This is a genomic window from Streptomyces sp. ICC1, from assembly GCF_003287935.1.
GTDB lineage: Bacteria > Actinomycetota > Actinomycetes > Streptomycetales > Streptomycetaceae > Streptomyces > Streptomyces tritrimontium.
On record NZ_CP030287.1, the window covers coordinates 6,077,344 to 6,100,568 of the forward strand.

The 23,225-nt window shown below is 72.0% G+C and carries 21 protein-coding genes, 3 tRNA genes and 1 pseudogene; 18 read left to right on the plus strand and 7 right to left on the minus strand.

The genetic code is table 11. From position 1 onward, the window contains the following. The first annotated feature begins 355 nt into the window (after positions 1 to 355). Entirely contained in the window at positions 356 to 1,027 is a 672-nt protein-coding gene (locus tag DRB96_RS28595; protein WP_112453790.1) for a bifunctional DNA primase/polymerase, read from the plus strand. Between the two features lie 102 nt (positions 1,028 to 1,129). Here DRB96_RS28595 and ftsY read toward each other — a convergent pair whose 3' ends face one another. Beyond that, positions 1,130 to 2,356, minus strand: a complete 1,227-nt coding sequence (gene ftsY, locus DRB96_RS28600; RefSeq protein WP_112451062.1) for a signal recognition particle-docking protein FtsY — start codon at positions 2,354 to 2,356, stop codon at positions 1,130 to 1,132. A 148-nt stretch (positions 2,357 to 2,504) separates the two neighbouring features. Here ftsY and DRB96_RS28605 point away from each other — a divergent pair, with 148 nt between their 5' ends. Next, the gene (locus DRB96_RS28605; RefSeq protein WP_112451063.1) at positions 2,505 to 3,992 is read left to right on the plus strand and encodes a cytosine permease; all 1,488 of its coding nucleotides are present in this window, start codon (positions 2,505 to 2,507) and stop codon (positions 3,990 to 3,992) included. 63 nt (positions 3,993 to 4,055) lie between these two features. After that, positions 4,056 to 5,042: an LLM class flavin-dependent oxidoreductase gene (locus DRB96_RS28610; RefSeq protein WP_112451064.1), complete on the plus strand. Its 987-nt coding sequence runs from the start codon at positions 4,056 to 4,058 to the stop codon at positions 5,040 to 5,042. A gap of 50 nt (positions 5,043 to 5,092) precedes the next feature. Here DRB96_RS28610 and DRB96_RS28615 read toward each other — a convergent pair whose 3' ends face one another. After that, entirely contained in the window at positions 5,093 to 6,529 is a 1,437-nt protein-coding gene (locus DRB96_RS28615) for a sugar porter family MFS transporter (RefSeq protein ID WP_112451065.1), read from the minus strand. A 227-nt stretch (positions 6,530 to 6,756) separates the two neighbouring features. Next, complete coding sequence (locus DRB96_RS28620; RefSeq protein ID WP_239517770.1) at positions 6,757 to 8,808, minus strand: AAA family ATPase; 2,052 nt, start codon at positions 8,806 to 8,808, stop codon at positions 6,757 to 6,759. Between DRB96_RS28620 and htpX the strand changes: the two genes are divergently transcribed. From htpX to DRB96_RS28640, 4 genes are all read left to right on the plus strand, one after another. Then, a complete protein-coding gene (gene htpX / locus DRB96_RS28625) occupies positions 8,794 to 9,657 on the plus strand; it encodes a zinc metalloprotease HtpX (RefSeq protein WP_112451066.1) in 864 nt (287 codons plus the stop codon). The two genes, DRB96_RS28620 and htpX, sit on opposite strands and share 15 nt — an antisense overlap. Continuing rightward, entirely contained in the window at positions 9,654 to 10,046 is a 393-nt protein-coding gene (locus DRB96_RS28630) for a YccF domain-containing protein (protein ID WP_112451067.1), read from the plus strand. Before htpX ends, DRB96_RS28630 begins: the two co-directional genes overlap by 4 nt. A 112-nt stretch (positions 10,047 to 10,158) precedes the next feature. Further along, positions 10,159 to 11,208, plus strand: a complete 1,050-nt coding sequence (locus DRB96_RS28635) for a glycosyltransferase family 2 protein (protein WP_112451068.1) — start codon at positions 10,159 to 10,161, stop codon at positions 11,206 to 11,208. A gap of 47 nt (positions 11,209 to 11,255) precedes the next feature. Beyond that, positions 11,256 to 11,801 (plus strand): SMI1/KNR4 family protein, encoded by a 546-nt coding sequence (locus tag DRB96_RS28640; protein ID WP_112451069.1) that lies wholly within the window; start codon positions 11,256 to 11,258, stop codon positions 11,799 to 11,801. A gap of 244 nt (positions 11,802 to 12,045) precedes the next feature. Here DRB96_RS28640 and DRB96_RS28645 read toward each other — a convergent pair whose 3' ends face one another. Continuing rightward, complete coding sequence (locus DRB96_RS28645; RefSeq protein ID WP_112451070.1) at positions 12,046 to 13,473, minus strand: SulP family inorganic anion transporter; 1,428 nt, start codon at positions 13,471 to 13,473, stop codon at positions 12,046 to 12,048. Between the two features lie 297 nt (positions 13,474 to 13,770). Here DRB96_RS28645 and DRB96_RS28650 point away from each other — a divergent pair, with 297 nt between their 5' ends. Then, positions 13,771 to 14,532: a DUF6585 family protein gene (locus DRB96_RS28650; protein WP_112451071.1), complete on the plus strand. Its 762-nt coding sequence runs from the start codon at positions 13,771 to 13,773 to the stop codon at positions 14,530 to 14,532. A gap of 100 nt (positions 14,533 to 14,632) precedes the next feature. Here the strand turns inward: DRB96_RS28650 and DRB96_RS28655 are convergent, their stop codons facing one another. Next, the gene (locus DRB96_RS28655; protein WP_112451072.1) at positions 14,633 to 15,121 is read right to left on the minus strand and encodes a YajQ family cyclic di-GMP-binding protein; all 489 of its coding nucleotides are present in this window, start codon (positions 15,119 to 15,121) and stop codon (positions 14,633 to 14,635) included. Positions 15,122 to 15,320: 199 nt separating this feature from the next. Here DRB96_RS28655 and DRB96_RS28660 point away from each other — a divergent pair. The 3 genes from DRB96_RS28660 to DRB96_RS28670 all read left to right on the plus strand — a co-directional run bounded on the left by DRB96_RS28660 (position 15,321) and on the right by DRB96_RS28670 (position 16,490). Then, positions 15,321 to 15,402 (plus strand) — tRNA-Tyr (locus DRB96_RS28660). Positions 15,403 to 15,565: 163 nt separating this feature from the next. Beyond that, positions 15,566 to 15,991: a hypothetical protein gene (locus tag DRB96_RS28665; RefSeq protein WP_162689101.1), complete on the plus strand. Its 426-nt coding sequence runs from the start codon at positions 15,566 to 15,568 to the stop codon at positions 15,989 to 15,991. 67 nt (positions 15,992 to 16,058) lie between these two features. After that, positions 16,059 to 16,490: a DUF3574 domain-containing protein gene (locus DRB96_RS28670; protein WP_239517771.1), complete on the plus strand. Its 432-nt coding sequence runs from the start codon at positions 16,059 to 16,061 to the stop codon at positions 16,488 to 16,490. Between the two features lie 78 nt (positions 16,491 to 16,568). Here the strand turns inward: DRB96_RS28670 and DRB96_RS28675 are convergent, their stop codons facing one another. Both DRB96_RS28675 and DRB96_RS28680 read right to left on the minus strand, forming a co-directional pair. Beyond that, a complete protein-coding gene (locus DRB96_RS28675; RefSeq protein ID WP_112451075.1) occupies positions 16,569 to 17,225 on the minus strand; it encodes an SDR family oxidoreductase in 657 nt (218 codons plus the stop codon). Between the two features lie 54 nt (positions 17,226 to 17,279). Next, positions 17,280 to 18,764: an amidohydrolase family protein gene (locus DRB96_RS28680; protein ID WP_239516289.1), complete on the minus strand. Its 1,485-nt coding sequence runs from the start codon at positions 18,762 to 18,764 to the stop codon at positions 17,280 to 17,282. A gap of 286 nt (positions 18,765 to 19,050) precedes the next feature. Between DRB96_RS28680 and DRB96_RS28685 the strand changes: the two genes are divergently transcribed. From DRB96_RS28685 to DRB96_RS28715, 7 genes and pseudogenes are all read left to right on the plus strand, one after another. Then, positions 19,051 to 19,123 (plus strand) — tRNA-Thr (locus tag DRB96_RS28685). A 48-nt stretch (positions 19,124 to 19,171) separates the two neighbouring features. Beyond that, positions 19,172 to 19,244 (plus strand) — tRNA-Met (locus DRB96_RS28690). 88 nt (positions 19,245 to 19,332) lie between these two features. Next, positions 19,333 to 19,497 carry a 50S ribosomal protein L33 gene (gene rpmG, locus DRB96_RS28695; protein ID WP_003956487.1) on the plus strand — a complete coding sequence of 55 codons (165 nt, stop codon included), beginning with the start codon at positions 19,333 to 19,335 and terminating at the stop codon, positions 19,495 to 19,497. 159 nt (positions 19,498 to 19,656) lie between these two features. Further along, positions 19,657 to 20,181 carry a MaoC family dehydratase N-terminal domain-containing protein gene (locus DRB96_RS28700; RefSeq protein ID WP_239516288.1) on the plus strand — a complete coding sequence of 175 codons (525 nt, stop codon included), beginning with the start codon at positions 19,657 to 19,659 and terminating at the stop codon, positions 20,179 to 20,181. A gap of 1 nt (position 20,182) precedes the next feature. Next, on the plus strand, positions 20,183 to 20,611 hold the full coding sequence (locus DRB96_RS28705; protein WP_112451076.1) for a MaoC family dehydratase: 429 nt from the start codon (positions 20,183 to 20,185) through the stop codon (positions 20,609 to 20,611). Between the two features lie 122 nt (positions 20,612 to 20,733). Beyond that, positions 20,734 to 21,282 (plus strand): annotated as a pseudogene (locus tag DRB96_RS28710) (helix-turn-helix domain-containing protein); the annotation flags it as partial. 260 nt (positions 21,283 to 21,542) lie between these two features. Beyond that, entirely contained in the window at positions 21,543 to 23,078 is a 1,536-nt protein-coding gene (locus DRB96_RS28715; protein ID WP_112451078.1) for a DHA2 family efflux MFS transporter permease subunit, read from the plus strand. The last annotated feature ends 147 nt before the right edge of the window (positions 23,079 to 23,225 follow it).

The window sequence follows — 23,225 nt, forward strand, 5'->3', positions numbered from 1 at the left end:
ACAGGTCCTTCACACCATGCCTCCGGCATACCCGCGGACGAGTCTGCCTTCGCTCTTCGTGCACCGAAAGTAATCCTACGATCACCCCTTCGGCGAGGTCGATCCCGGAAACGCCACCATTCGCCACCCCTTCGAATGAACTCGCCACCCGCCAGGCGCGATTCACTTGACAGGAAGGCGAGACGGATCGGTTGGACAGAGGTGCGCTCGGGGCGCACGCGGCGAGGAGTGCGCCGGGTGCCCGACGGACGGACCGGGGCGGACCGGCCCCGACCGGGCACCGCGCCCGGCCGGCATCCGGTTGCGCCGACGTCGTAACCACCGGCACGTCCGACCCGTTGGAGGGGGCATGGGCATGGGCTTCACGATCGGCGGCAGCCGCGGCACCAAGGAGTTCCGTTCCGGCGCCCGGCGCCGCGGCCGGACGTCGGAGAGCACGGCGGTGGCGGAGTACACCGGGCTGTGGGGCTGGGACGTGGTCCCCGGTGCCCGGGCAGCGGCCCCCGCCCGCGACTGCTCCTGCGGTCATACGAGTTGCGGCGCGCCGGGGGCGCATCCACTGGCCCTCGCGCCGACGGTGCCGGCCGGAGCCACCCTCGACGAGGTCGCCGAGACGTGGAGCGGCTATCCGGGGGCGGCGGTGCTGCTCCCCGTCGGCCGCTCCTTCGACGTCATCGAGGTGGCCGAGGAGGCCGGGCGGCGCGCGCTGGTCCGCCTCGAGCGGATGGGCCTGCCGCTCGGCCCGGTCACCGCGACCCCGGACGGCCGGGCCCAGTTCTTCGTGGCCCCGGGCGCCGCGGCCGGGCTGCCCCAGCTGCTGTACCGGATGGGCTGGGACGACGCGGGGCTCGACCTGCGCGCGCTGGGCCAGGGGGCCTACGTCACCGCCCCGCCGTCCGACTTCGCGGGCCTCGGCCCGGTGAGCTGGCTGCGCACGCCGTCGCTGGACTCGGCCGGGGACCCGCCCCAGGCCCGGCTCCTGCTCGGCACCCTCGCCTACCTCTGCCACCGGCTGCGCCGGGCCTAGCCCTGACCCGGGGGCACCGGCCCGGCTCCGGACAGGCCGGTGCCCCCGGGTCCACGGGACCTCGGGGGCACCGGCCTGCGTACGGCGCTCGGGAAGGTCCGCTCAGTCGCCGATCAGGGCGTCGACGAAGGCCTCGGGCTCGAAGGGCGCCAGGTCGTCCGCACCCTCGCCGAGACCGACGAGCTTGACCGGGACGCCGAGCGCGCGCTGGACGGCGATGACGATGCCGCCCTTGGCGGTCCCGTCGAGCTTGGTCAGCACGATGCCGGTGATGTCCACGACCTCCGCGAAGACGCGGGCCTGGGTCAGGCCGTTCTGGCCGGTGGTGGCGTCCAGGACCAGCAGGATCTCGTCGAGCGGACCGTGCTTCTCCACGACGCGCTTGACCTTGCCGAGCTCGTCCATCAGGCCGGTCTTGGTGTGCAGGCGGCCGGCGGTGTCGATGAGCACCACGTCGGCGCCCTCGGCGATGCCCTCCTTGACCGCGTCGTAGGCGATCGAGGCCGGGTCACCGCCCTCGGGTCCGCGCACGGTGCGCGCGCCGACCCGGTCGCCCCAGGTCTGGAGCTGGTCGGCGGCGGCGGCGCGGAAGGTGTCGGCCGCGCCGAGCACCACGCTGCGCCCGTCGGCGACGAGCACGCGGGCCAGCTTGCCGGTGGTGGTGGTCTTGCCGGTGCCGTTCACGCCGACGACCATGATCACGGCGGGGGTGTCCACACCGCTCTCGGTCTTGACGGCACGGTCGAAGTCGGTGCCGAGGAGGGCGACGAGCTCCTCCTTCAGCAGCGCGCGCAGATCGGCGGGGGTACGGGTGCCGAGCACCCTGACCCGCTCGCGGAGCCGGTCCACCAGCTCCTGGGTCGGCGCGACACCGACGTCGGCGATGAGGAGGGTCTCCTCGATCTCCTCCCAGGTGTCCTCGTCGAGGTGCTCGCGGGAGAGCAGCGTGAGCAGCCCCTTGCCGAGCGAGTTCTGCGACCGGGCGAGGCGCGCGCGCAGCCGGACCAGGCGGCCGGCCGTCGGCTCGGGCACCTCGATCTCGGGGGCGGGCGGCGCCTCCACGACCGGGTCCTCGACCGCGACGGGCGATTCGAGGGCGGCCTCCGCGTCGGGAAGCGCGACCTCCTCGATCGTGCGGCGCGGCTCTTGCGCCGTCGGTGCGGCGTCCTCCCCCACCTGCGGTTCGGCGGGCGGGGCAGTGATGGTCGGCGTGCTCGACGGCGCCGGCGGAGGCAGCTGCTTCTTCTTGCGGCTGCTGACCACGAGCCCGCTGATCGCACCGACCGCGACCAGGGCGATGACTACGGCAAGGATGAGGATGTCTGTCATAACCCACCCAGTATCGGCCACGCGCACCCCGAGATGGGGACCCTGGAGGTTCACACCAGGACGTAAGCCTCTGTTTGTACTTTTTGCGGCAAATCTACGATGATGAGCAGCTCCCCCTCCTGCCCCGCCTCCCCCACGGAGTACACGTATGCCTGCCGAGACGACCGCCGTCGAGTCACGCGGACTGGAACCCGTCCCCGACGGGGAGCGGCGCGGCCGGGTCCGCGAGCTGATCCCGACCTGGGTCGCGGCCAACATCAGCGTGCTGCTGCTGACCATGGGCGCAGGCCTGGTCATCTTCAACAAGCTGAACATCTGGCAGGTGCTCGTCGTCGCGATCGCGGCGCCCGTCGTCTCGTACGGGATCGTCGGCCTCATATCCATCGCGGGCAAGCGCGGCGGGTCCCCCGGCATGGCGCTCTCGCGGGCCGTCTTCGGCCAGCGCGGCAACCTCTTCCCCGGCGCCCTGATCTGGATCGCCCGGTGGGGCTGGGAGACCATCAACGCGGTCAGCGGCGCCTACGCCGTGCTGACCGTCCTCGACCTGGTCTTCGGCGTGAAGAAGAACACCGCCCTGATCGTCGTCACCCTGCTCTTCTTCGTCGGCTGCACCTTCGTGGTCTCCGGGCTCGGCATCAACGCGCTGCGCGTCTGCTCCAAGTGGTCCACGTACCTCTTCGGCGCCTTCAGCGTGCTCGTGCTGGGCTACCTGATCGCCGAGACCGACTGGTCCGCGGTCTTCGACAAGCCCGCCGGCTCCACCGCGATGATGGTGGCGGGCATCGGCACCATCGCGGCCGGCGGCATCAGCTGGGTCCCGTCCGGCCCGGACTTCACCCGCTACCTGCCGCGCACCGCATCCGCCAAGGGCATGGTCGGCGCGACCATCGGCGGCGCGGCCGTCGTCGTGATCCCGATGGTGCTGATGGGCGCGGTGATGGCGGTCGCCACCCCCGACCTGGCCACCGCGCAGGACCCGGTCTCCTTCATCGGCGAACTCCTGCCGATCTGGATCGCGGTCCCGTACCTGCTGATCGCGCTGGTGGGCATGCTGCTCATCAACTCGATGTCCATGTACTCGGCCGGGTTCACCGCGCAGACCCTGGGCATCAAGGTCCCGCGCGCGGCGGCGGTCAGCGTCAACGCCGTGATCAGCCTGGTCTTCGGCTTCCTGCTGATGGTGGTCGCGACCAGCTTCTTCGGCTCGTTCATCTCCTTCCTGTCGCTGCTGGCCGTGGCCTTCTCCGCGTGGATCGGCGTCTTCGGCACGGACATGCTGCGCCGCCCGTCCTACGACGGCGCCGCGCTCCTGGACACCACGCGGACCAGCGCCTACTGGTACCGGGGCGGCTTCGCCTGGCAGGCCATGACCGCCTGGGGCCTCGCCCTGGTGGTGGGCCTGCTGTTCACGAAGGTCGACTGGTTCAGCGGCCCGCTGGCCACCACCTGGATCGGCCGGAACGGGCTCGGCTGGGCCGCGGGCATCGTCACCTCGGCCGTCCTGTACGCCGTCCTCCCGCGCACCCCGGCCCCGAAGGCGCCCGCCGGCCCGGACGCCCCGGACGCCCCGGACGCGTCGGACGCGTCGGATGCCCCCGCGCAGGAGCCGCTCCCCGCCGGAGCCCTGTCCAACTGACGCCACGTCAGCTAACGTCCCCCTTCGCCCGCCCACCCACCTCCGGCGAAGGGGGACTTCTCCATGCCCATCACCGTGGCCCGGTTCAACCTGATCGACCCGAACGGCACCCCTGAAACCCTCTCCGCCCGGTACAAGGCCGCGCTGGAGATGGCGAAGTACGCGGACGACCGCGGGATCGACACCATCCAGACCGAAGAGCACCACGGCACCGACAACAACTGGCTGCCCTCCCCCTTCGCCTTCGCCGGCGCGGTGTTCGGCGCCACCCGGCGGATCGCGGTCACCGTCTCGGCGATCATCGGCCCGCTGTACGACCCGTTGAAGGTCGCCGAGGACATCGCGGTCCTCGACCTGCTCAGCGGCGGCCGCCTCGTCACGGTGGCCGGCATCGGCTACCGCCCCGAGGAGTACGAGCAGCACGGCGTGGAGTGGGGCCGGCGCGGCAAGCTCCAGGACGAGCTGCTGGAGACCCTGCTGAAGGCGTGGACCGGCGAGCCGTTCGAGTTCCGGGGGCGTACCGTACGGGTCACCCCGCGGCCGTTCACCCAGCCGCACCCGCTGCTGCTGGTCGGCGGCAGCTCCGAGGCGGCGGCCCGCCGCGCGGCCCGGCTGGGGCTGCCGTTCTTCCCCAGCGCGCACCTGCCCGAGCTGGAGGCCTACTACAACGCCAAGCTCGCGGAGTACGGCACGGAGGGCTTCTGCATGATGCCGGCCGCCGAGACCCCGCTGCTGCACATCGCCGAGGACCCGGACCGGGCGTGGGCCGAGCACGGCGGGCGCTTCCTCCACGAAGCCGGGATGTACGCCTCCTGGCAGTCCAAGGACATCCGCAGCGCCGTGCGGTCGGGCGCGCACACGGTGGACGAGCTCCGGGCGGAGGGCGTGTACCGGATCCTGACCCCGGACGAGGCGGTCGCGTACGCCCGCGGCGCCGGCGAGGCGGGGAACCTGGTGCTGCACCCGCTCTGCGGCGGGATGCCCGTCGACGAGGGCTGGCGCAGCCTGCAGCTGCTGTGCGAACAGGTACTGCCCCGGCTCAAGGACTGAGCGGCGGGGCAGTACCTGTCACAAGAGGAGGGGGGCTGTTGGCGGGGAGGTCAGCCCATCTCCTCCAACGCCTTGCCCTTGGTCTCCGGCACCCATTTGAGGATGAAGGGGATCGAGAGCACGGCGAAGACGGTGTAGATCACGTAGGCGCCGGACAGGTTCCAGTCCGACAGGGTCGGGAACGACACGGTGATGACCCAGTTGGCGATCCACTGGGCGGCCGCGGCCACACCGAGGGCGGCGGCGCGGATCCGGCCGGGGAACATCTCCCCGAGCAGCACCCACACGACCACGCCCCAGGACAGGGCGAAGAACAGGACGAAGCAGTTGGCCGCGACCAGGGCCACGATGCCCTGCGCGTGCGGGAGCGCGATGTCGTCGCCCGCGCCGGACTTGGACGAGAAGGCCCAGGCGGCCAGGCCCAGCGAGATCGCCATGCCGACGGAGCCGATCAGGGCGAGCGGCTTGCGGCCGATCCGGTCCACGAAGATCATCGCGATGACCGTGCCGATGATGTTCACGACCGAGGTCTCGAAGGAGTACAGGAACGAGGCGCTCGGGTCGATGCCGACCGACTGCCACAGCGAGGAGCTGTAGTAGAAGATCACGTTGATGCCGACGAGCTGCTGGAAGACCGACAGCCCGATGCCGATCCAGACGATGGGCAGGAAGCCCTTCTTGCCGCCGAGCAGGTCCTTGAAGCTGGACTTGTGCTCGGAGCGCATGGCGTGCTCGATCTCCGAGACGCGGGCGTCGAGGTCGATGTGCTCGCCCTCGACCTCGGCCAGCACCTTCCTGGCCTCGGTGTTGCGGCCGACGGAGATCAGGAAGCGCGGGGACTCCGGGATCACGAAGGACATCAGCCCGTAGAGCACGGCCGGGACGACCATGACGCCGAGCATCCACTGCCAGGCTTCCAGGCCGCCGATCTTGCCGCGCTGGTCGCCGTCCGCGAGGTTCAGGATCCCCCAGTTGACGAGCTGGGAGATGGCGATGCCGATGACGATCGCGGCCTGCTGGAAGGAGGCGAGCCGGCCCCGGTACGCGGGCGGGGACACCTCGGCGATGTAGGCCGGGCCGATGACCGAGGCCATGCCGATGCCGAAGCCGCCGATGACCCGCCACACGGCCAGGTCCCAGAGCGCGAAGGGCAGGGCCGAGCCGATGGCGCTGGCCGTGAAGAGGACGGCGGCGATCTGCATGCAGCGGATGCGGCCGATCCTGTCGGCGATGCGGCCCGCGGTGGCGGCGCCCAGCGCGCAGCCGATCAGCGCGGCGGCGATCACCTGGGCGAGGGTGGCCGGGCCGACGTCGAAGCGGTCCCGGATGGCGACGACGGCGCCGTTGATGACGGAGCTGTCGTAGCCGAAGAGGAATCCGCCCATGGCCGCGGCCGCGGTGATGAAGATGACGTGCCCGAGGTGGTCGGGCTGGGACGCGCGGCCGCCGCCTGACGCCGAGGCCTGCGCTGTGCTGCTGCTGCTCAAGGTCTGCTCCTGCGTGCCCGGCTGCGGTGGCGGGCGGGTGGGGGTGATTCCTTCCAGTGGCGCACAGGTCAAGATCGGGCACCACCCGAAGGAAAGGCGGCGGGAGCGAGCCTATGTGTTCATTTCTTGAAGTCAAGAGTTCAAGAGAGTCGCATTTCTCCCTGACCTTCAGCGGGTTGAGGAGGTTTTGAGGTTCAACTCTTGAAGAGAGTGTGAGCTGACGCGTGTCACCGCAAGCGCTGGCTGATGACCTTCGAGACCCCGTCGCCCTGCATCGAGACCCCGTACAGCGCGTCCGCGACCTCCATCGTCCGCTTCTGGTGCGTGATCACGATCAGCTGCGAGCTCTCCTGGAGCTCCTCCATGATCCGGATCAGCCGCTGCAGGTTGGTGTCGTCGAGCGCGGCCTCGACCTCGTCCATCACGTAGAACGGGCTGGGCCGGGCCTTGAAGATGGCGACCAGCAGCGCCACGGCGGTCAGCGAGCGCTCGCCGCCCGAGAGCAGCGACAGCCGCTTGACCTTCTTGCCCGGCGGGCGGGCCTCGACATCGACGCCGGTGGTCAGCATGTTGCCGGGGTCCGTGAGGATCAGCCGGCCCTCGCCACCGGGGAACAACCGCGAGAACACCCCCTCGAACTGACGGGCCGTGTCCCGGTAGGCCTCGGTGAACACCTGCTCGACCCGCGCGTCGACCTCCTTCACGACTTGAAGGAGATCGGCTCGGGTCTTGCACAGATCTTCCAGCTGTTCGCTGAGGAACTTGTGCCGCTCCTCCAGCGCCGCGAACTCCTCCAGCGCCAGCGGATTGACCTTGCCGAGCTGCTGGTAGGCCCGCTCGGCGGCCCTCAGCCGCTTCTCCTGCACCACTCGTACGAACGGTCCCGGCTCGGCGTCCTCCTGCGGCGCCTCCCCGTCCACGGGCGGGCTCGGCGGCACCGGCTGGTCGGGCCCGTACTCGGCGACGAGCCCCGCCGGAGCGATCCCGAACTCCTCCAGCGCGCGGCTCTCCACCTGCTCGATCCGCATGCGCTTCTCGGCGCCGAGCACCTCGCCGCGGTGCACCGAGTCCGTGAGCTTGTCGAGCTCGCCCTTGAGGTCGCGGCCCCTGGTCCGGGCCCCGCCGAGCTCGTGCTCGGCCACACCCTTCGCGTACTCGGCGGCCGTGCGCTCCTCGGCCGCGCGGGTCAGCGACACCTCGATGTGCGCGAGCAGCTGGCGGGCCCCGCCGGCGACGGCCCCCGCCACCTCGGCCTCGTACCGCAGCCGTGCCCGGCGGTTCTCGGCCCGGGCGCGGGCATCCCGCTCGCCGCGGGCGGCGCGGTCGAGGGAGTCGGCCCGCCCCGCCAGGCCCTTGACCCGCTCCTCGTGGGTCCTGAGCTGCAGCCTGGCCTCCATCTCGGTCTGTCGGGCGTTCGCCCCGTCGGCCGCGAGCCGGTCCCGGCGGGAGCTGTCCGGCTCCTCGGCTCCCTCCCCGGCCCGGTCGTCCTCCTCGGCGACCGCGAGCCGCTCCGCGCACTCCTCCACCTCGAACAGCGCCTGCTCCAGCGCGTCCTGCGCCTTGCTCGCGGCCGCGGCGGCACGCTCGGCCTCGCCCAGCGCCCCCTTCGCCTGCCCGGCGAGCCGGCCGAGCTGCTGCGCGGCCTGGGCCCGCGCCTTCTCGGCGGCCCTGCGCAGCTCCCCGAGCTCCTCGACGCGGGCGCCGGCCAGGGACCGGCGCGTGTCCGCGGCCTCCTTCCCGGCAGCCAGCTCCAGGCACCGCTCGTCCAGCCGGGCCAGCTCGGCCGCGGCCTCGTCGACGGCGGCCCGCACCTCGATCAGGCTCGGCACCCCGGCGGACCCGCCGTGCGCGAGGTGCGCCCCGAGGACGTCCCCGTCTGCGGTCACCGCCACCAGATCGGGCCGCGCGGCGACCAGCGCCTCCGCTTCGTCGAGTCCGCCGACGACCGCGAAGTCCCGCAACACCCAGGCCACGGCCCGCACGACCTCGGCGGTCCCCCGCACCAGCCCCGCGGCGCCGAGGACCCCCTCCCCCGGCGCCCCCCCGGGGTCCGTACGCCCCCACCCGTACGCCCTCACCCGTACGGCCCAACGGCCGCGGCCGCCCCACGGCCCGGGCCGGCGGGGCGGCCGGGCGGGCGCGCGCCGGGAACCTGCCGTCCCCACCTGGCGTTGACCAGGAAGGGAGGGTCCACTGGACCGTAGGCCCCTGCGATCCACAGATCCTGGACGGGTCCCCCTGCCGCACCACTTGGAGGGCGTACCGTGCACCGCCGGCACAACGGGCTGAAGACCGCCGTACTCCTCGGCGGCCTGTCGGCACTCATCATCGTCATCGGCAGCTTCTTCGGCCGGGGCGGCCTGATCGTCGCCGTCTTCGTCGCCCTGGGCACCAACGCGTACGCGTACTGGAACAGCGACAAGCTGGCTCTACGCGCGATGCGCGCCCGGCCCGTGAGCGAGTTCGAGGCCCCCGAGCTCTACCGCATGGTGCGCGAGCTCTCCACGTCCGCGCGCCAGCCCATGCCACGGCTCTACATCTCTCCGACGGAGGCCCCCAACGCCTTCGCCACCGGCCGCAATCCGCGCAACGCCGCGGTCTGCTGCACCGAGGGGATCCTGCGCATCCTCGACGAGCGCGAGCTGCGCGGGGTCATCGGCCACGAGCTGAGCCACGTCTACAACCGCGACATCCTCATTTCCTCCGTCGCCGGCGCCCTCGCCTCCGTGATCATGTTCCTGGTGAACTTCGCCTGGCTGATCCCGATAGGCCGGTCCAACGACGACGAGGGCCCGGGCCTCTTCGGCATGCTGCTGATCATGATCCTGGGCCCGCTGGCGGCCTCCGTGATCCAGCTCGCCATCAGCCGCTCGCGCGAGTACGAGGCGGACGCCTCCGGGGCCCAGCTCACCGGGGACCCGCTCGCCCTCGCGAGCGCCCTGCGCAAGCTGGACGCCGGAACCAAGCAGCTGCCGCTCCCGGCCGAACCCCGGCTGGAGACGGCGAGCCACATGATGATCGCCAATCCCTTCCGTCCCGGTGAGGGACTGTCCAAGATGTTCTCAACGCACCCTCCGATGGCCGAGCGCATCGCCCGGCTCGAACAGATGGCAGGCCGCAGTCAGTGAAGACCATCCTCAACCTCATTTGGCTCGTGCTCAGCGGGATCTGGCTGTTCCTGGGCTACTGCCTGGCCGGCGTGATCCTCTGCATCACCATCATCGGGATCCCCTTCGGCATAGCCGCCTTCCGGATCGCCGTCTACGCCCTGTGGCCCTTCGGCTACACCGCCGTGGAGCGGCGTGACGCGGGCGCCGCGTCCTGCGTGGGCAACGTGCTGTGGCTGGTCCTCGCGGGCTGGTGGCTGGCCCTCGGCCACATCGTCACCGGCATCGCGCTGTGCATCACGATCATCGGCATCCCGTTCGGCATCGCGAACTTCAAGATGGTCCCGCTCTCCCTGCTCCCGCTGGGCCGCGAGATCGTCCCGACGGACGCGCCGTTCGCCTCGCGCTAAGGTGCCGGTTCGCGGCCGGGTGACGCGGCGGGAAACCGTCGTGCCGCCACCCGGCCGACGCGGGCGAGCGCCCGCGCACGGGTGGACACGAGCGACGGGCAGGGAAGAACCGATGCCGACCGATCCCCCCACTCCTCCCACGCCCTCCATTCCCCCCACGCCGCCGTCGGACGCACCCCTCTCGGACGCACCCCTCTCGGACGCGACCCTCGCGGCCACGACCCTCTCCGTCGTCGTGCCGATGTACAACGAGGAGGACGCCCTCCCGGCCCTGGTGGCCAGGCTGCGCCCGGCACTCGACGGCCTGGGCCTCGGGTACGAGGTCGTCGCCGTCGACGACGGCAGCCAGGACCGCACCCCGGAGCTGCTGGCCCGGTTCCGCACCGAGTGGCCCGAGTTGCGGATCCTGCGGCTGCGCGGCAACTCCGGCCACCAGGCCGCCCTCACCGCCGGCCTGCACGGCGCGGTGGGGTCCTACGTCGCCAGCATCGACGCGGACCTCCAGGACCCGCCGGAGAAGATCCCGGAGATGCTCGCCCTGGCCCGCGGGCAGGGCCTCGACATCGTCTACGGGGTCCGGGACGACCGGAGCACCGACACCGGGTTCAAGCGGCGCACGGCAGGCGCCTACTACTGGCTGGTGCGCCGCCTCGTCGGCAAGCAGGTGCCCGCGCAGGCGGGCGACTTCCGCGTGCTCAGCCGCGCGGCGGTCGAGGCCGTCAAGTCCATGCCCGACCAGCACCAGGTCTACCGCCTGCTGGTGCCGTGGCTCGGCTTCCCGAGCGGCCGGGTCTCCTACCGCCGGGAAGAGCGGGTCGCGGGCCAGACCAAGTACCCGCTGGGCAGGATGATCCGGCTCGGCGTCGACAGCATCGTCAACTTCTCCGCCGCGCCGCTGCGCCTGGCCACCTGGCTCGGCGTGGCCAGCTTCTTCGGCTGCCTGGCGATGGCGGCCGCCACCCTGGTGGTCCACCTGCTGGGCAAGACCGTGCCCGGCTGGACCTCGCTGTTCATCGTGATGCTGTTCCTCGGCGGGGTGCAGCTGATCTGCGTCGGTCTGCTCGGTGAGTACATCGGCCGCATCTACACGGCCGTCCAGCGCCGGCCCACCTACTTCGTGGGGTACGACTCCGCGCGCGGGACGGACCGGGAAGGCGACTGAAAGCGCAGGTCAGGGTGATTGTCAGTGGGGGGTGTCACTCTGTGTGCATGGATGAGACCGAGCAGTTGCTGAAGCAAGTCGCCGGACGCGCGCGCAGCTCCCACCAGGGGCGGTACGCGGCGGCCGGGAAGCCGACCGAGCCCCTTCCGGCGCCCCTCGACAGCGCGGGTCCGCGCCGGGCGGAGGCCCGGCTGGGCTTCGCCCTGCCCCCGCTCCTCGCCGCCCTCTACACCCGCGTCGCGGACGGCGGCTTCGGCCCGGAGTACGGCCTGCTGCCGCTGGAGCGCGCCGTCGCCGAGTACGCCTCGATGCGCGGGTCGGCATGGCGGTGGCCCGAGGGCGTGCTGCCGATAGCCGACTTCGGCTGCGCCATGCGGGCCTGCGTGGACTGCCGCTCCGAGACCGCCCAAGTCCTGCTGTTCGAACCGAACTCGGGCGATCCCGGTCTCGCCTGGTTCCTCGAATCGCCCGGCCTCGCCGACTGGCTGCGCGGCTGGCTCGACGGCACCGCCTGGTTCAGCGAGGAATCGGGGGCGGGGGAGGAGTGGGACCTGGAGCTGACCACCTGGGCCGACTTCGGATCCCGGGTGTGAGCCGCCGGCGCGGGGTGTAGGCCACCGCCCCCCGAGCCGGCAGCGAGGCCCGGCGGCCCCGCGACCGTCGACGCGGCGGGCGGCGCGCAGGCCGAATTCACCCAGCCGGACAGCCCGGCGGCTGTCACGGCCCGGTCCTTGACACCTGAAGAGAGAGGCCACGCGCAGACGTTCGCGATCGCGTAGCCGGCTGGCAAGATCCGTAGGGGACGGCCAAGTGCGGTGGACCTTTCCGGTCACAGCACTAGCTGACACCCTCCCGGCCGGGGAGTGGTGTGCGGGTCCGCTCCCAGCCGTCGAGCGCCGTCAGACAGGCGTGATCGAGGTGGCGCAGCCCGGTCAGGTCGAGCCGTACGGCGTTCCCGTGCGGCAGCGCGTCCAGCTCGTCGAGCAGTTTGGGCAGCCGCAGGAAGCTGGCGTTGCCCAGGATCCGCACGCGCAGCTCCTCGCCCTCCCACACCTGCTCGACGTGCACGTGGGAGGTCTCCCACGCCGCCTTGGCGATCGCGATCCCCAATCCGGCGAGCACGCCCTCGAAGAGGTTCGTGGCCACGATGGCGCAGGCCGTCGCCACCAGCACGACCGCCTCGCCCCGGTGCGTGCGCCACAGGGCGGCCACCGCGCGGGCCGGCAGCAGCTTCCAGCCGGCATGCAGCAGCACCCCGGCGAGAGCGGCGAGCGGGACCGCCTCCAGCAGCCCGGGGACGGCCACGGCGAACAGCAGCAGCCAGCCGCCGTGCAGGATCCGGGCGGCCCGGGTGCGGGCCCCGGCCTCGACGTTGGCGGCGCTGCGGACGATGACGGCGGTCATCGGCAGCGCGCCGAGCAGCCCGCACAGGGTGTTCCCGACGCCCTGCGCGACCAGTTCGCGGTCGTAGTCGGTCGGCGCCCCGTCGTGCATCCGGTCCACGGCGGCCGCGCTGAACAGAGTCTCGGCGGAGGCGATCAGCGCGAGCGCGATCACGGTTCCGAGGGCCCCGACGGAGGCCAGCACGCCGAAGTCCTCCCAGCCGGGCGGAGTCACGGCCTCCAGGACGCCCGTCACGCTGACCCGCTCCACGGGCAGCCGCAGCACCATCGCGGCGGCGGTCGCCGCCGCCACCCCGACGAGCGCCCCCGGCACCAGCCGCAGCCGGTCCGGCATCCGCCGCCAGAGCACCAGGACCGCGACGGTCCCCGCCCCGAGCGCCACGGCCGTCCAGTCGGCCCGCGCGGCGAGCCCCACGACCCCGGCCAGTTTCTCCAGGGTCCCCGCGGGGGCCCGGACATCGGCCAGTGCGTACAACTGGCCCGCGATCAGCACCAGTCCGATTCCGGCGAGCATCCCGTGGACGACGGCGACGGAGATCGCCCGGAACCACCGCCCGAGCCGCAGCGCGCCCATGCACAGCTGCACCAGGCCCGCCACGAGGACGAGTACGCCGAGTGCGGGGAGACCGTACGTCCGCACGGCCTCGTAGACGAGCACGGTGAGCCCGGCGGCCGGCCCGCTCACCTGGAGCGAACTGCCCGGGAACCAGCCGGTGACCAGTCCGCCCACCACCCCGGTGACGATCCCCAGCTCGGCCGGCACCCCGGAGGCGACGGCCACCCCGACGCAGAGCGGCAGCGCCACCAGGGCGACGACCACCGACGCCCCGAAGTCCTCGCGAAACGTACCGGCCCCAGGCATGCGGGAACCCCCCTGTCACTGCGGTCATGGACACCCCTCAGCGTGGTGGGCGCACTCCCGCCGCCCAAGTGCCCACGGGAGGCGCCACAGGCGCGTACGCCCCTCACGCCCGGCACACGCGACCCGGGCGCCGGGTGCCGGGGGCCCGCCCCGGCGGCAGCCGAAGCGGCGGCCGAAGCGGCGGCCGGGGCCGTTCGGGGAGCCCGGCGGGGACGCTCCTCGGGCGGGCAGTAGGCTCCGCCTGCTCGCATAGCTCTCGCCCGTGGGAAACACCCCGGGCGTCATGAAAGAGGCACCATGGCGACAGCCCCCGCCCCCCTCGTCCAGGAGCCGATACCGGACTCCGTCGCGTCCCTCGCGGCGGCCCAGGGGCTCGGACTCCATCGGGAGACCTTCCTGCCCCAGCGGCTGCCCGCTTGGCGCGTGGCAGGGCTGTTCCTGTTCGCGATCTTCGGCCTGGCGTGCTTCGTCCTGCCCGGCCTGATGTTCGTCTGGCTCCTCGCACAGAGCCCCAACCTGTCCCGCAAGCAGGCGGCCAAGCGCATCCACCTGTTCGAGGACGGGCTGATCGTCGCCGACGGCACCGGTCCGGTCAGCGGCTTCCGCTGGGACTCGATGACGGTGCTCCAGCAGATCACCAGGCGCTACGCCAACGGCGTCTACGTCGGGACCAGCTACGTGTACACGCTGTTCCGGCAGGACGGTTCCCCGGTCAAGCTGACCAACTTCTATGCCGACCCCGACCGTTGGGGCACGGCCATCCAGAACGAGATCACCCGGGCCCAGCTGCCCGGCGCGATCACCGCGCTGGAACAGGGCGCCACCCTGCACTTCGGCGACATCTCCCTGACGCGGGACGGGATCGCCACCGCCAAGCGCGGCGGCCTGCACTGGGGCGAGATCCAGAAGATCGAGATCAAGGACGGGGCGGTCTTCGTGGCGAAGGCGGGCAAGCTGCTGTCGTGGTCGAACACCCCGGTCGCGAAGATCCCCAACTTCTTCCTGTTCCTCGCCGCCGTCGACCGCCTCGGCAGCGGCCGCCAGCACGCGGGCGACTGACCGGACCGGCGCGGCGGAACGAGAAGGGGGCACCCGCCGAGGTGCTCCCCGGCGACGTGCCCCCGTCGTCCCCCGCGCACGCGCGGGCCGCTGATCCGGATCAGCGGTAGTTCACGAACTGGATCGCGAAGTCCAGGTCCTTGCCCTTGAGGAGGGCCTGGACTTCCTGGAGGTCGTCACGGCTCTTGGAGCTGACGCGCAGTTCCTCGCCCTGGACCTGGGCCTTGACGGCCTTGGGGCCCTCGTCACGGATGATCTTCGCGACCTTCTTGGCGTTCTCCTGGGAGATGCCTTCCTCGATCGTGGCGAAGATCTTGTACTCCTTGCCGGACAGCTGGGGCTCACCGGCGTCGAGCGCCTTGAGGGAGATCCCGCGCTTGACCAGCTTGGTCTCGAAGACGTCCAGGACGGCCTTGACGCGCTCCTCGGAGTTCGCCTCCATCAGGATCTTCTCGCCGGACCAGGCGATCGTGGCGCCCGTGCCCTTGAAGTCGTAGCGCTGCGAGAGCTCCTTGGCGGACTGGTTGAGGGCGTTGTCGACCTCCTGCCGCTCGACCTTCGAGACGATGTCGAAACTGGAGTCGGCCATGTGCTGTGGCTCCTTGAAGTCGGTGGTGAATCGCCCCGGAGGGCGCGGCCGGACATGCCCGGACCGCTCCGCAAAGCCTAGCCACCGCGCCCGCGTGCGGCGCTGATCAATCCGGTGGCGAAGCACCCCCGGCCATCGGGTATTGTTTACGTCGTTGCCACGGAGCGCCGCCGCAAGGCGGAAAGACGGCAACGATCTTGGCGGTGTGCCCGAGTGGCCAAAGGGAGCAGACTGTAAATCTGCCGGCTCAGCCTACCCAGGTTCGAACCCTGGCGCCGCCACGCGAGTGAGACCCCCGTTCATTGCGGAAACGCAGTGAACGGGGGTTTTCTCGTATGTCGAAAAACCCGTGGGCACCGGCGGGGGCCGCGGGCCATGCTGTCCGCATGACCAGCACCAGCACCAGCACCAGCATCACCACCGGCATCAGCGGCCGAAAGGGCCATGGCGCGTAAGGCCCCCTCGCAGGTCAGGTCCGACCTGCCACGCCGGCCGTCCCCCAGGGACAGCCGGGCCGTCGTGCCGGGGGTCTCCTCCCGGACCCTCGCCGAGATCGCCCGCATCGAGCGCCACCGGTACGAACCCGGCGCGGCCCACGGGGCGCTGTCGGCTTGGCGCGCCCTGGTGTACCGGCGCGGACCGTGGGTGATCTACCCGAACTGGAACCGCGACTGCCCTTGCTGCGAACCCGCCTGGGGCAACGACCGGGAGGCCCTGGAGGTCTTCTGCCACCTGCTGAGCCGTCGGGCCGCGCGGGAACTGCGGGCCGTGCTCGGGCCGCTCGACGCGCGGTTCATGGCCCGCACGCTCAACGACCCGTACGCCCCGCCGGCGGACCCGTGGTGGAGCCGGCGGCTCGAACGGGCGTGACGGCGTGACGCCATCGGGGGGTTCCCGCGTGCCGATGGGGGCTTCCCGTCGTTCACCCGGCGTGAAATTGACTTCTGACACGCGCGGAAAGGTCGGCGGCGGGGTGCTCCTCGCCCTGCTCGGGGCCGGGATCCCGGCCTTGGTCGGGGCGGCGCTGCACACCCATGTGGGGGAGCCCCACCAGGAGACCCGGCTCTACTTCGGCACCGAACGGCCCGGCGGCCGGCCGCCCGTCGCCGAGCGGGAGTTCGAGGCCTTCGTCGACCGGGAGATCACCCCGGCCTTCCCCGAGGGCCTGACCGTCCAGGACGGGCACGGCCAGTGGCAGCGCGACGGGAAGGTCATCCGCGAGACCTCGTACGAGGTGGTGCTGCTGTACCCGGAGAAGGAGGCCGACGAGCGCGGAGCGCGCATCGAGCGGATCCGCGCGGCGTACGAGGCGCGGTTCCAGCAGGACTCGGTCGGGCGCTCCGACGACCAGGTGACCGCCGAATTCTGACCGGAGGGCCGGAGAGCCGGACGGCCGGACGGCCGGACGGGCCGTGGGGGCGGCGACCGTCCGCCGGGTGGCGGGCGGTCAGTTGCCCGCCACGTCCTTGACCGCCACCGGGACCGGAGTCGAGCCGGAGATCAGCTCCAGGGTGAGGCCGGCCGTCGCGGGCGTCTCGAGCAGCTCGGCGAGCACCGCCGCCACGTCGTCGCGCGGGACCGGCCCGCGGCCCGTCCGTGCCTCCAGCCGGACCAGGCCCGTACCCGCGTCGTCGAGCAGCGCTCCCGGGCGCAGGACCGTCCACTCCAGGCCCAGGCGGGTGCGGACGTGCTCGTCGGCCTCGCCCTTGGCGCGGAGGTAGGCGTCGAAGACCTCGTCGCCCTCGTGGCGGGCGTCCGCACCCATCGAGGAGACCATCAGGAAGCGGCGCACCCGGGCCCGTTCGGCCGCGTCCGCGAACAGCACCGCCGCGCCCCGGTCCACCGTGTCCTTGCGGCCCACACCGCTGCCGGGACCCGCGCCCGCCGCGAACACGGCGGCGTCCGCGCCCTGCAGGATGCCCGCCACGTGCTCGACCGACGCCGACTCCAGATCGCACAGCACCGGTTCGGCGCCCGCCTCCCTGAGGTCGTCGCCCTGTGCCGGATCGCGGATGATGCCCGCGACCTCGTACCCGCGCGCGGCGAGCAGGCGCTCCAGCCGCAGCGCGATCTGACCGTGTCCACCCGCGATGACGATGCGCATGCCCCGACCGTACGACGAGCCGGGCGCCCGCGCCCGGGAAAGCACGGTGAAGGTTCAGGGGCCGGGCTCCGTACGGCCCTGCCGGGGCAGGTCCAGGGCCACGGCGACGGCGGAGTCGCAGTACTCCCGTACGGCACTCGTCCGGGCTACCACCCGCCCGCGGTGGATCACGATCCGGCTGTACGCGAGGGACAGCACGCTCGCGATCCGGTCCCCGCGCACGGCGAGCAGCTCCGCCGGAAAGCCGGCCTCCACCCGCACCTCCGGCAGCCCCGTCGCCTCGCGGGCGGCGGCGCTGACCGAGTGGTAGGCCTCGGCGGCGCGGAGCCCGCCCTGGGAGGCCAGGAGGTACGCGGCTTCGAGCGGGTCGCCGCGCCCGACCGGATTGCCCGCGTCCCGCAGGGCCCCGCTGCCGGCCGCGACCCGGACCCCGGCGGCGCGCAGCAGCCGTACGGGGGCGGTGCGCAGACCCCGGCGCTCCAGGGCCGCGCAGTCGCCCTGGGGGAGGCAGGTGACCCGTACGCCGGCGGCCGCGAGCTGGTCGGCGGCCCGGGTGGCCACGTCCAGCGGGAGCCGGGACAGGCCGCCGCAGGGGCCGATGGAGACCCCCGGGCGCAGCCCGCCGGCCATGGCCGCGAGCCGGGACAGGCGGGCGGGGTCGTCCCCGTCGGTGTGCAGGTCGACGGGGCAGCCGTGCTCGGAGGCGAGCTCCAGCACGGCTTCGAGGAAGCCCGTCGGGTCGGGGTCGAGGTCGGGGCAGCCGCCGATGACGGAGGCGCCCATCTTCACGGCGTCCCGCAGCATGGCGAGCCCGTCCGCGCCGGCCACCCCGGTCAGCAGCCGGGGCACGGCGACGGCGGTGAGGTCGGTCAGCCCGCGCAGCGAGCGGCGGGCCTGGAGCACGGCCTCCAGGGGGCCGAGGCCGTGCACGTCGCCGATGCGGACGTGGGACCGCACGGCCGTGGCCCCGTGCCCGAGCTGGAGCAGCGCGGCCTCGGTGGACCGGCGCTGCACCTCCTCGGGGGCGTAGGAGACGGGCCCCTCGCTGTCGGCGGTCAGTGCGGTCTCCCCGTGGGAGTGGGGCTCGGCGGGCGCGGGGAGCAGCAGCCAGCCGCCGAGGTCCACCCGGGCGCCCGCGGCGGCGGGGAGGCTCCCGGCCTCGCCGACGGCCTGGATCCGGCCGCCGCCGAGGCGGACGTCGACGGTGCGGCCGTCGGTGAGGCGGGCGCCGGTGAGGAGCAGGGTGGCGGACTCGGCCGCGGCCGGCCCGGGGCTCCCGGGGGCGGAGCCGGGGCTGCCCCCGTGGCCGCCCCCGTGGCCGCGGTCAGGGCGGAGCTCAGGGCCGCGGTCAGGGCTGCGCTCAGGGTCGTGGGCGGGACCCTGGGCGGGACCCTGGGCGGGGCCGTCTGAGGAGCCGTGGGCGGGGCCGCCGTGCGCCTGGTCACGCGAAGGGCCGCGGGCGGGGCCCTTCGCGTGCCCGCCGCCGGCCGGGCGGTTGCGCGGGGAGGGGGACGGCTGCTGCGGCTGGCTGTCGGACATCGCGCTCCTGCGGTGGCTCGGGCGGTTCCTGGGCCCGTGGCCGCGGCCCAAGATCACGCAGCGTGCTCAGAGCCTAGGGGGCAGGGGTGCCCGCTTCGCGGAAGAGGCCAATAGTCGTACCGGTGCGTCTGGACGACCGGGATGTGACCCCTGACACATTTCGGGGTGAAAGGCGTCCTGAGGGGTGTTCGGAGATCATCGGGAAAGGCGGCGGCGCCGCTCCGAGGCCAGGCCCCGCAAAGGATTTGGGCGATCGGCGGGCGACCGTGTAATGTCTTCCTCGCTCGCCCCAATAGCTCAGTCGGTAGAGCGTCTCCATGGTAAGGAGAAGGTCTGCGGTTCGATTCCGCATTGGGGCTCTGGTGAGAGAGGTTCCCCACCCTCGGGTGGGGAGCGGATCTCATCAAAGCGGCGTAGCTCAGTCGGTAGAGCAAGCGGCTCATAATCGCTGTGTCACCGGTTCAAGTCCGGTCGCCGCTACACACAGTAGCCGATTGCGGGGTCGGTCTCCCGGTCGGCTACTCTTGTATGCGTTCATCCGTCCCAATTTCCGTCAAGGAGCACTCACGTGGCTGCCACCGACGTCCGCCCGAAGATCACGCTGGCCTGCGTGGAGTGCAAGGAGCGGAACTACATCACCAAGAAGAACCGGCGTAACAACCCGGACCGTCTTGAGATGAAGAAGCACTGCCCGCGTTGCAACTCGCACACCGCGCACCGCGAGACCCGCTGACAACTGGCGAAGTCTCGTTTAACAGGCACCGTCATGAGGTCGTCCCCGTCATTGGGGGGCGGCCTTGTGTCGTTTCAACAGGCCGTTTCGAGAAGCCGGTTCGACGGGCCGTTCCATCAGGCGTTCCATCAGATCGATTCAACAGGGAGGTAGGGAGCCATGGCGCTCGACCAGTCCTTCGTGGGGCGGAGCTACCCGCCCACCGATCCGTACGAGGTCGGCCGGGAGAAGATCCGCGAATTCGCGGTCGCTGTGGGTGACGACAATCCCGTCTATACCGACCCCGACGCCGCCAAGGCCTTCGGTCACCAAGACGTGATCGCCCCGCCGACCTTTGTGTTCGCCATCACTTTCGCGGCGGCCGGCCAGGTCGTCGAGGACCCGCAGCTGGGGCTGGACTACAGCCGCGTCGTGCACGGGGACCAGAAGTTCGCGTACTCGCGTCCCGTCCGGGCCGGTGACCGGCTGACGGTGACCTCGACGATCGAGGCCGTGAAGTCGCTCGCGGGCAACGACATCATCGACATCCGCGGCGAGGTCCACGACGAGACCGGCGAGCACGTGGTGACGGCATGGACGAAGCTCGTCTCGCGCGCGCCGGAACCCGCCGCCGAGCCCGCGGTCTCCGCCGAGCCCGAGCCCGAGCCCGCGTCCGCCGCCGCTTCCGCCACCGAGGAGGCCTGAGATGGCTGCCCAGATTCAGTACGACGCGGTCGAGGTCGGCACCGAGCTGCCGGCGGCGTCCTTCCCCGTCACGCGGGCGACGCTGGTCCGGTACGCGGGTGCGTCGGGCGACTTCAACCCGATCCACTGGAACGAGAAGTTCGCCACCGCGGTCGGGCTGCCGGACGTGATCGCGCACGGCATGTTCACCATGGCCGAGGCGGTCCGCGTGGTGACCGACTGGGTGGGCGACCCGGGCGCCGTCGTGGAGTACGGGGTGCGGTTCACGAAGCCGGTCATCGTCCCCAACGACGAGCGGGGCGCGCTGATCGAGGTCACGGCGAAGGTCGCGGCGAAGCTGGACGACAACCGCGTACGGGTCGACCTGACGGCGATGAGCGCCGGGCAGAAGGTGCTGGGGATGTCGCGCGCGGTGGTCGTCCTCGCGTAGCGCGGCCCCTCGCTGAAGGATCGAGGCCCTGACCGGCGGGTGAAACCGCCGGTCAGGGCCTTTTCTGTGGCCGTGTCCGGCGAAGGGTTGCCAAGTTAGTGATTGAGCACTAACTTCGAACCATGGCAAGGATGAGTGCGGACGAGCGGCGCGAGAGCGTCATCCGGGCGGCGATGAGCGAGTTCGCCCGGGGCGGGTACTACGGGACCTCCACCGAGGCGATCGCCAAGCGCGTCGGGGTGTCGCAGCCGTACCTGTTCCGGCTCTTCCCCAACAAGCAGGCGATCTTCCTCGCCGCCGCCGCCCGCTGCATGGAGGACATCCGGCTCGTCTTCGAGGAGGCGGCCGAGAGCTGCCAGGGCGAGGACATGGTCCAGTACATGGGCGCTGCCTACATGCGGCTGATCGCCGAGCAGCCCGACAAGCTGCAGATGCAGCTCCAGACGTACGTGACCGTCGCCGCCGCCGAAGCTGCCGGGGAACCGGAGTTCGGCGCGATGGTGCGGGCCGCCTGGATGGAGCTGTGGGACACGGTTCACATCCCCCTCGGCGCCGACGTGGGCGAGACGACCACGTTCCTCGCCTACGGAATGCTGATCAACACCTTGTCCGCCATGGGGTTCCCGGCCGGGCACCGGGTCTGGGAAGGCTGCTACCCGTCCGTCCAGCCCAGGCCGGTCCCCGGGTCGCCCCCCGAGCCGAAGTCCGAGGCGGAGTCCGAGGCGGAGTCCGAGGCGAAGTCCGAGCCGAAGTCCGAGGCGGAGTCCGGCCCGCAGTCCGCGTAGTACCCGGGCCGGGTACGGCCGGGCCGCACTCGGGAAGCGATCCGGCCGTGCCGTCCGCACCCGCCGCCGGTCCGTGCGCACGCTCCGGAAAGCGCGGAGTCCTGTCCGCGAAAGTTAGTGATCAATAACTAGTCTTGGGGGAAGCCATGCAAGACACAAAGCTTCGCGGGCCCGCGATCTGGGCCCTGGTCATCACCGGCGCCGCCAGCTTCATGGCCGCACTCGACAACCTCGTCGTCACCACCGCCCTCCCCTCCATCCGTGAGGACCTCGGCGGAAAGCTGGAGGACCTGGAGTGGACGGTGAACGCGTACACGCTCACCTTCGCCGTCCTGCTCATGTTCGGCGCGGCCCTCGGCGACCGGTTCGGACGCCGGCGGCTCTTCATCGCCGGGCTCGGCGTCTTCACCGTCGCCTCGGCCGCGGCCGCCCTGTCGCCGGGCATCAATGAACTCATCGCGGCCCGGGCAGTCCAGGGCGCCGGCGCGGCGATCATGATGCCGCTCTCGCTCACCCTGCTGACCGTCGCCGTCCCCGCCGCCCGACGGGGCATGGCCCTCGGCATCTACGGAGCCCTCACCGGCCTCGCCGTCGCCAGCGGCCCGCTCATCGGCGGCAGCCTGACCGAGCACATCTCCTGGCAGTGGATCTTCTGGCTGAACGTGCCCATAGGCCTCGCACTGATCCCGCTCGCCCGGCTGCGCCTCGGCGAGTCGACCGCCCCGCAGGCGAAGCTCGACATCCGCGGGACGCTGCTCATCAGCGGCGGGCTCTTCGGCATCGTCTACGGACTGGTCAACGCCAACGCGCACGGCTGGACCAGCTTCTCCGTCCTGACCGCGCTGATCGCCGGAGTCTCGCTGGTCGGCGGCTTCATCCACCACGGGTTCCGCGACGCCAACCCCGTGCTGCCCATGCGGCTCTTCCGTGACCGCGGCTTCTTCGGCATCAACATGGCCAGCCTGCTGATGTTCGTCGGGATGTTCGGCTCGATCTTCCTGCTGAGCCAGTTCCTCCAAGGCGTCCTCGGCTACTCGCCCACCGAGGCCGGGCTGCGCATGCTCCCCTGGACCGGCATGCCCATGATCGCCGCGCCGATCGCAGGCATCCTCTCCGACCGGATCGGCAGCCGCCCCGTGGTCGTCGCCGGGCTGGCGTTCCAGGCCCTCGGCCTCGGCTGGTTCGCCATGATCCTGGGTACGGACGTCACCTACGCGGCCCAGCTGCCGCCCCTGATCCTCAGCGGCATCGGCATGGGGCTGTTCTTCGCCCCCGCCTCCAACGCCCTCATGTCCACCGTTTCCCCCGCCGACCAGGGCAAGGCCTCCGGCGCCAACAGCGCCCTGCGCGAAGTCGGCGGAGCCCTCGGCGTCGCCGTCCTCGCCTCCGTCTTCTCCGCCCAGGGCGGCTACGAGTCCGCGCGGACCTTCACCGACGGCACCATCCCCGCCATCTGGATCGGCGCCGTGGTCGTCGCCGTGGCGGCCGCCCTGGCCCTGCTGCTCCCCGGCCGGGAGAAGGAGAAGGCGCAGGCCGCGCAGTCCTGGCAGCACGAGCAGGACGCGGCCCGCGAGCAGGCGGACCCGTCGGCGGCCGGCGCCTCCGACACCGGCACCGGCTCCGGCCCTGCCTCCGCCTCCGCCTCCGCCTCCGCGCTCGAGAAGGCGGCCGCCGGCAGGTGACCGGCCCCGCTCGCCGGCCGGGGGCCGCGCGGTGCGCGGCCCCCGGAGAACCGCAGCGGGAGAACAGCACGAAGATCCGTACGACTCGCGACGAAGGAGAAGCCCGCCGTGCCCGACATCCCCTGGACCTGCCCCCTATACACATCT

Coding starts and splice junctions, on each gene's coding strand:
- DRB96_RS28595 (WP_112453790.1), top strand. CDS start 356: ATGGGCTTCACGATCGGCGGCAGCCGCGGCACCAAGGAGTTCCGTTCC.
- ftsY (WP_112451062.1), bottom strand. CDS start 2,356: ATGACAGACATCCTCATCCTTGCCGTAGTCATCGCCCTGGTCGCGGTC.
- DRB96_RS28605 (WP_112451063.1), top strand. CDS start 2,505: ATGCCTGCCGAGACGACCGCCGTCGAGTCACGCGGACTGGAACCCGTC.
- DRB96_RS28610 (WP_112451064.1), top strand. CDS start 4,056: ATGCCCATCACCGTGGCCCGGTTCAACCTGATCGACCCGAACGGCACC.
- DRB96_RS28635 (WP_112451068.1), top strand. CDS start 10,159: ATGCCGACCGATCCCCCCACTCCTCCCACGCCCTCCATTCCCCCCACG.
- DRB96_RS28640 (WP_112451069.1), top strand. CDS start 11,256: ATGGATGAGACCGAGCAGTTGCTGAAGCAAGTCGCCGGACGCGCGCGC.
- DRB96_RS28645 (WP_112451070.1), bottom strand. CDS start 13,473: ATGCCTGGGGCCGGTACGTTTCGCGAGGACTTCGGGGCGTCGGTGGTC.
- DRB96_RS28650 (WP_112451071.1), top strand. CDS start 13,771: ATGGCGACAGCCCCCGCCCCCCTCGTCCAGGAGCCGATACCGGACTCC.
- DRB96_RS28655 (WP_112451072.1), bottom strand. CDS start 15,121: ATGGCCGACTCCAGTTTCGACATCGTCTCGAAGGTCGAGCGGCAGGAG.
- DRB96_RS28665 (WP_162689101.1), top strand. CDS start 15,566: ATGGCGCGTAAGGCCCCCTCGCAGGTCAGGTCCGACCTGCCACGCCGG.
- DRB96_RS28675 (WP_112451075.1), bottom strand. CDS start 17,225: ATGCGCATCGTCATCGCGGGTGGACACGGTCAGATCGCGCTGCGGCTG.
- DRB96_RS28680 (WP_239516289.1), bottom strand. CDS start 18,764: ATGTCCGACAGCCAGCCGCAGCAGCCGTCCCCCTCCCCGCGCAACCGC.
- DRB96_RS28700 (WP_239516288.1), top strand. CDS start 19,657: ATGGCGCTCGACCAGTCCTTCGTGGGGCGGAGCTACCCGCCCACCGAT.
- DRB96_RS28705 (WP_112451076.1), top strand. CDS start 20,183: ATGGCTGCCCAGATTCAGTACGACGCGGTCGAGGTCGGCACCGAGCTG.
- DRB96_RS28715 (WP_112451078.1), top strand. CDS start 21,543: ATGCAAGACACAAAGCTTCGCGGGCCCGCGATCTGGGCCCTGGTCATC.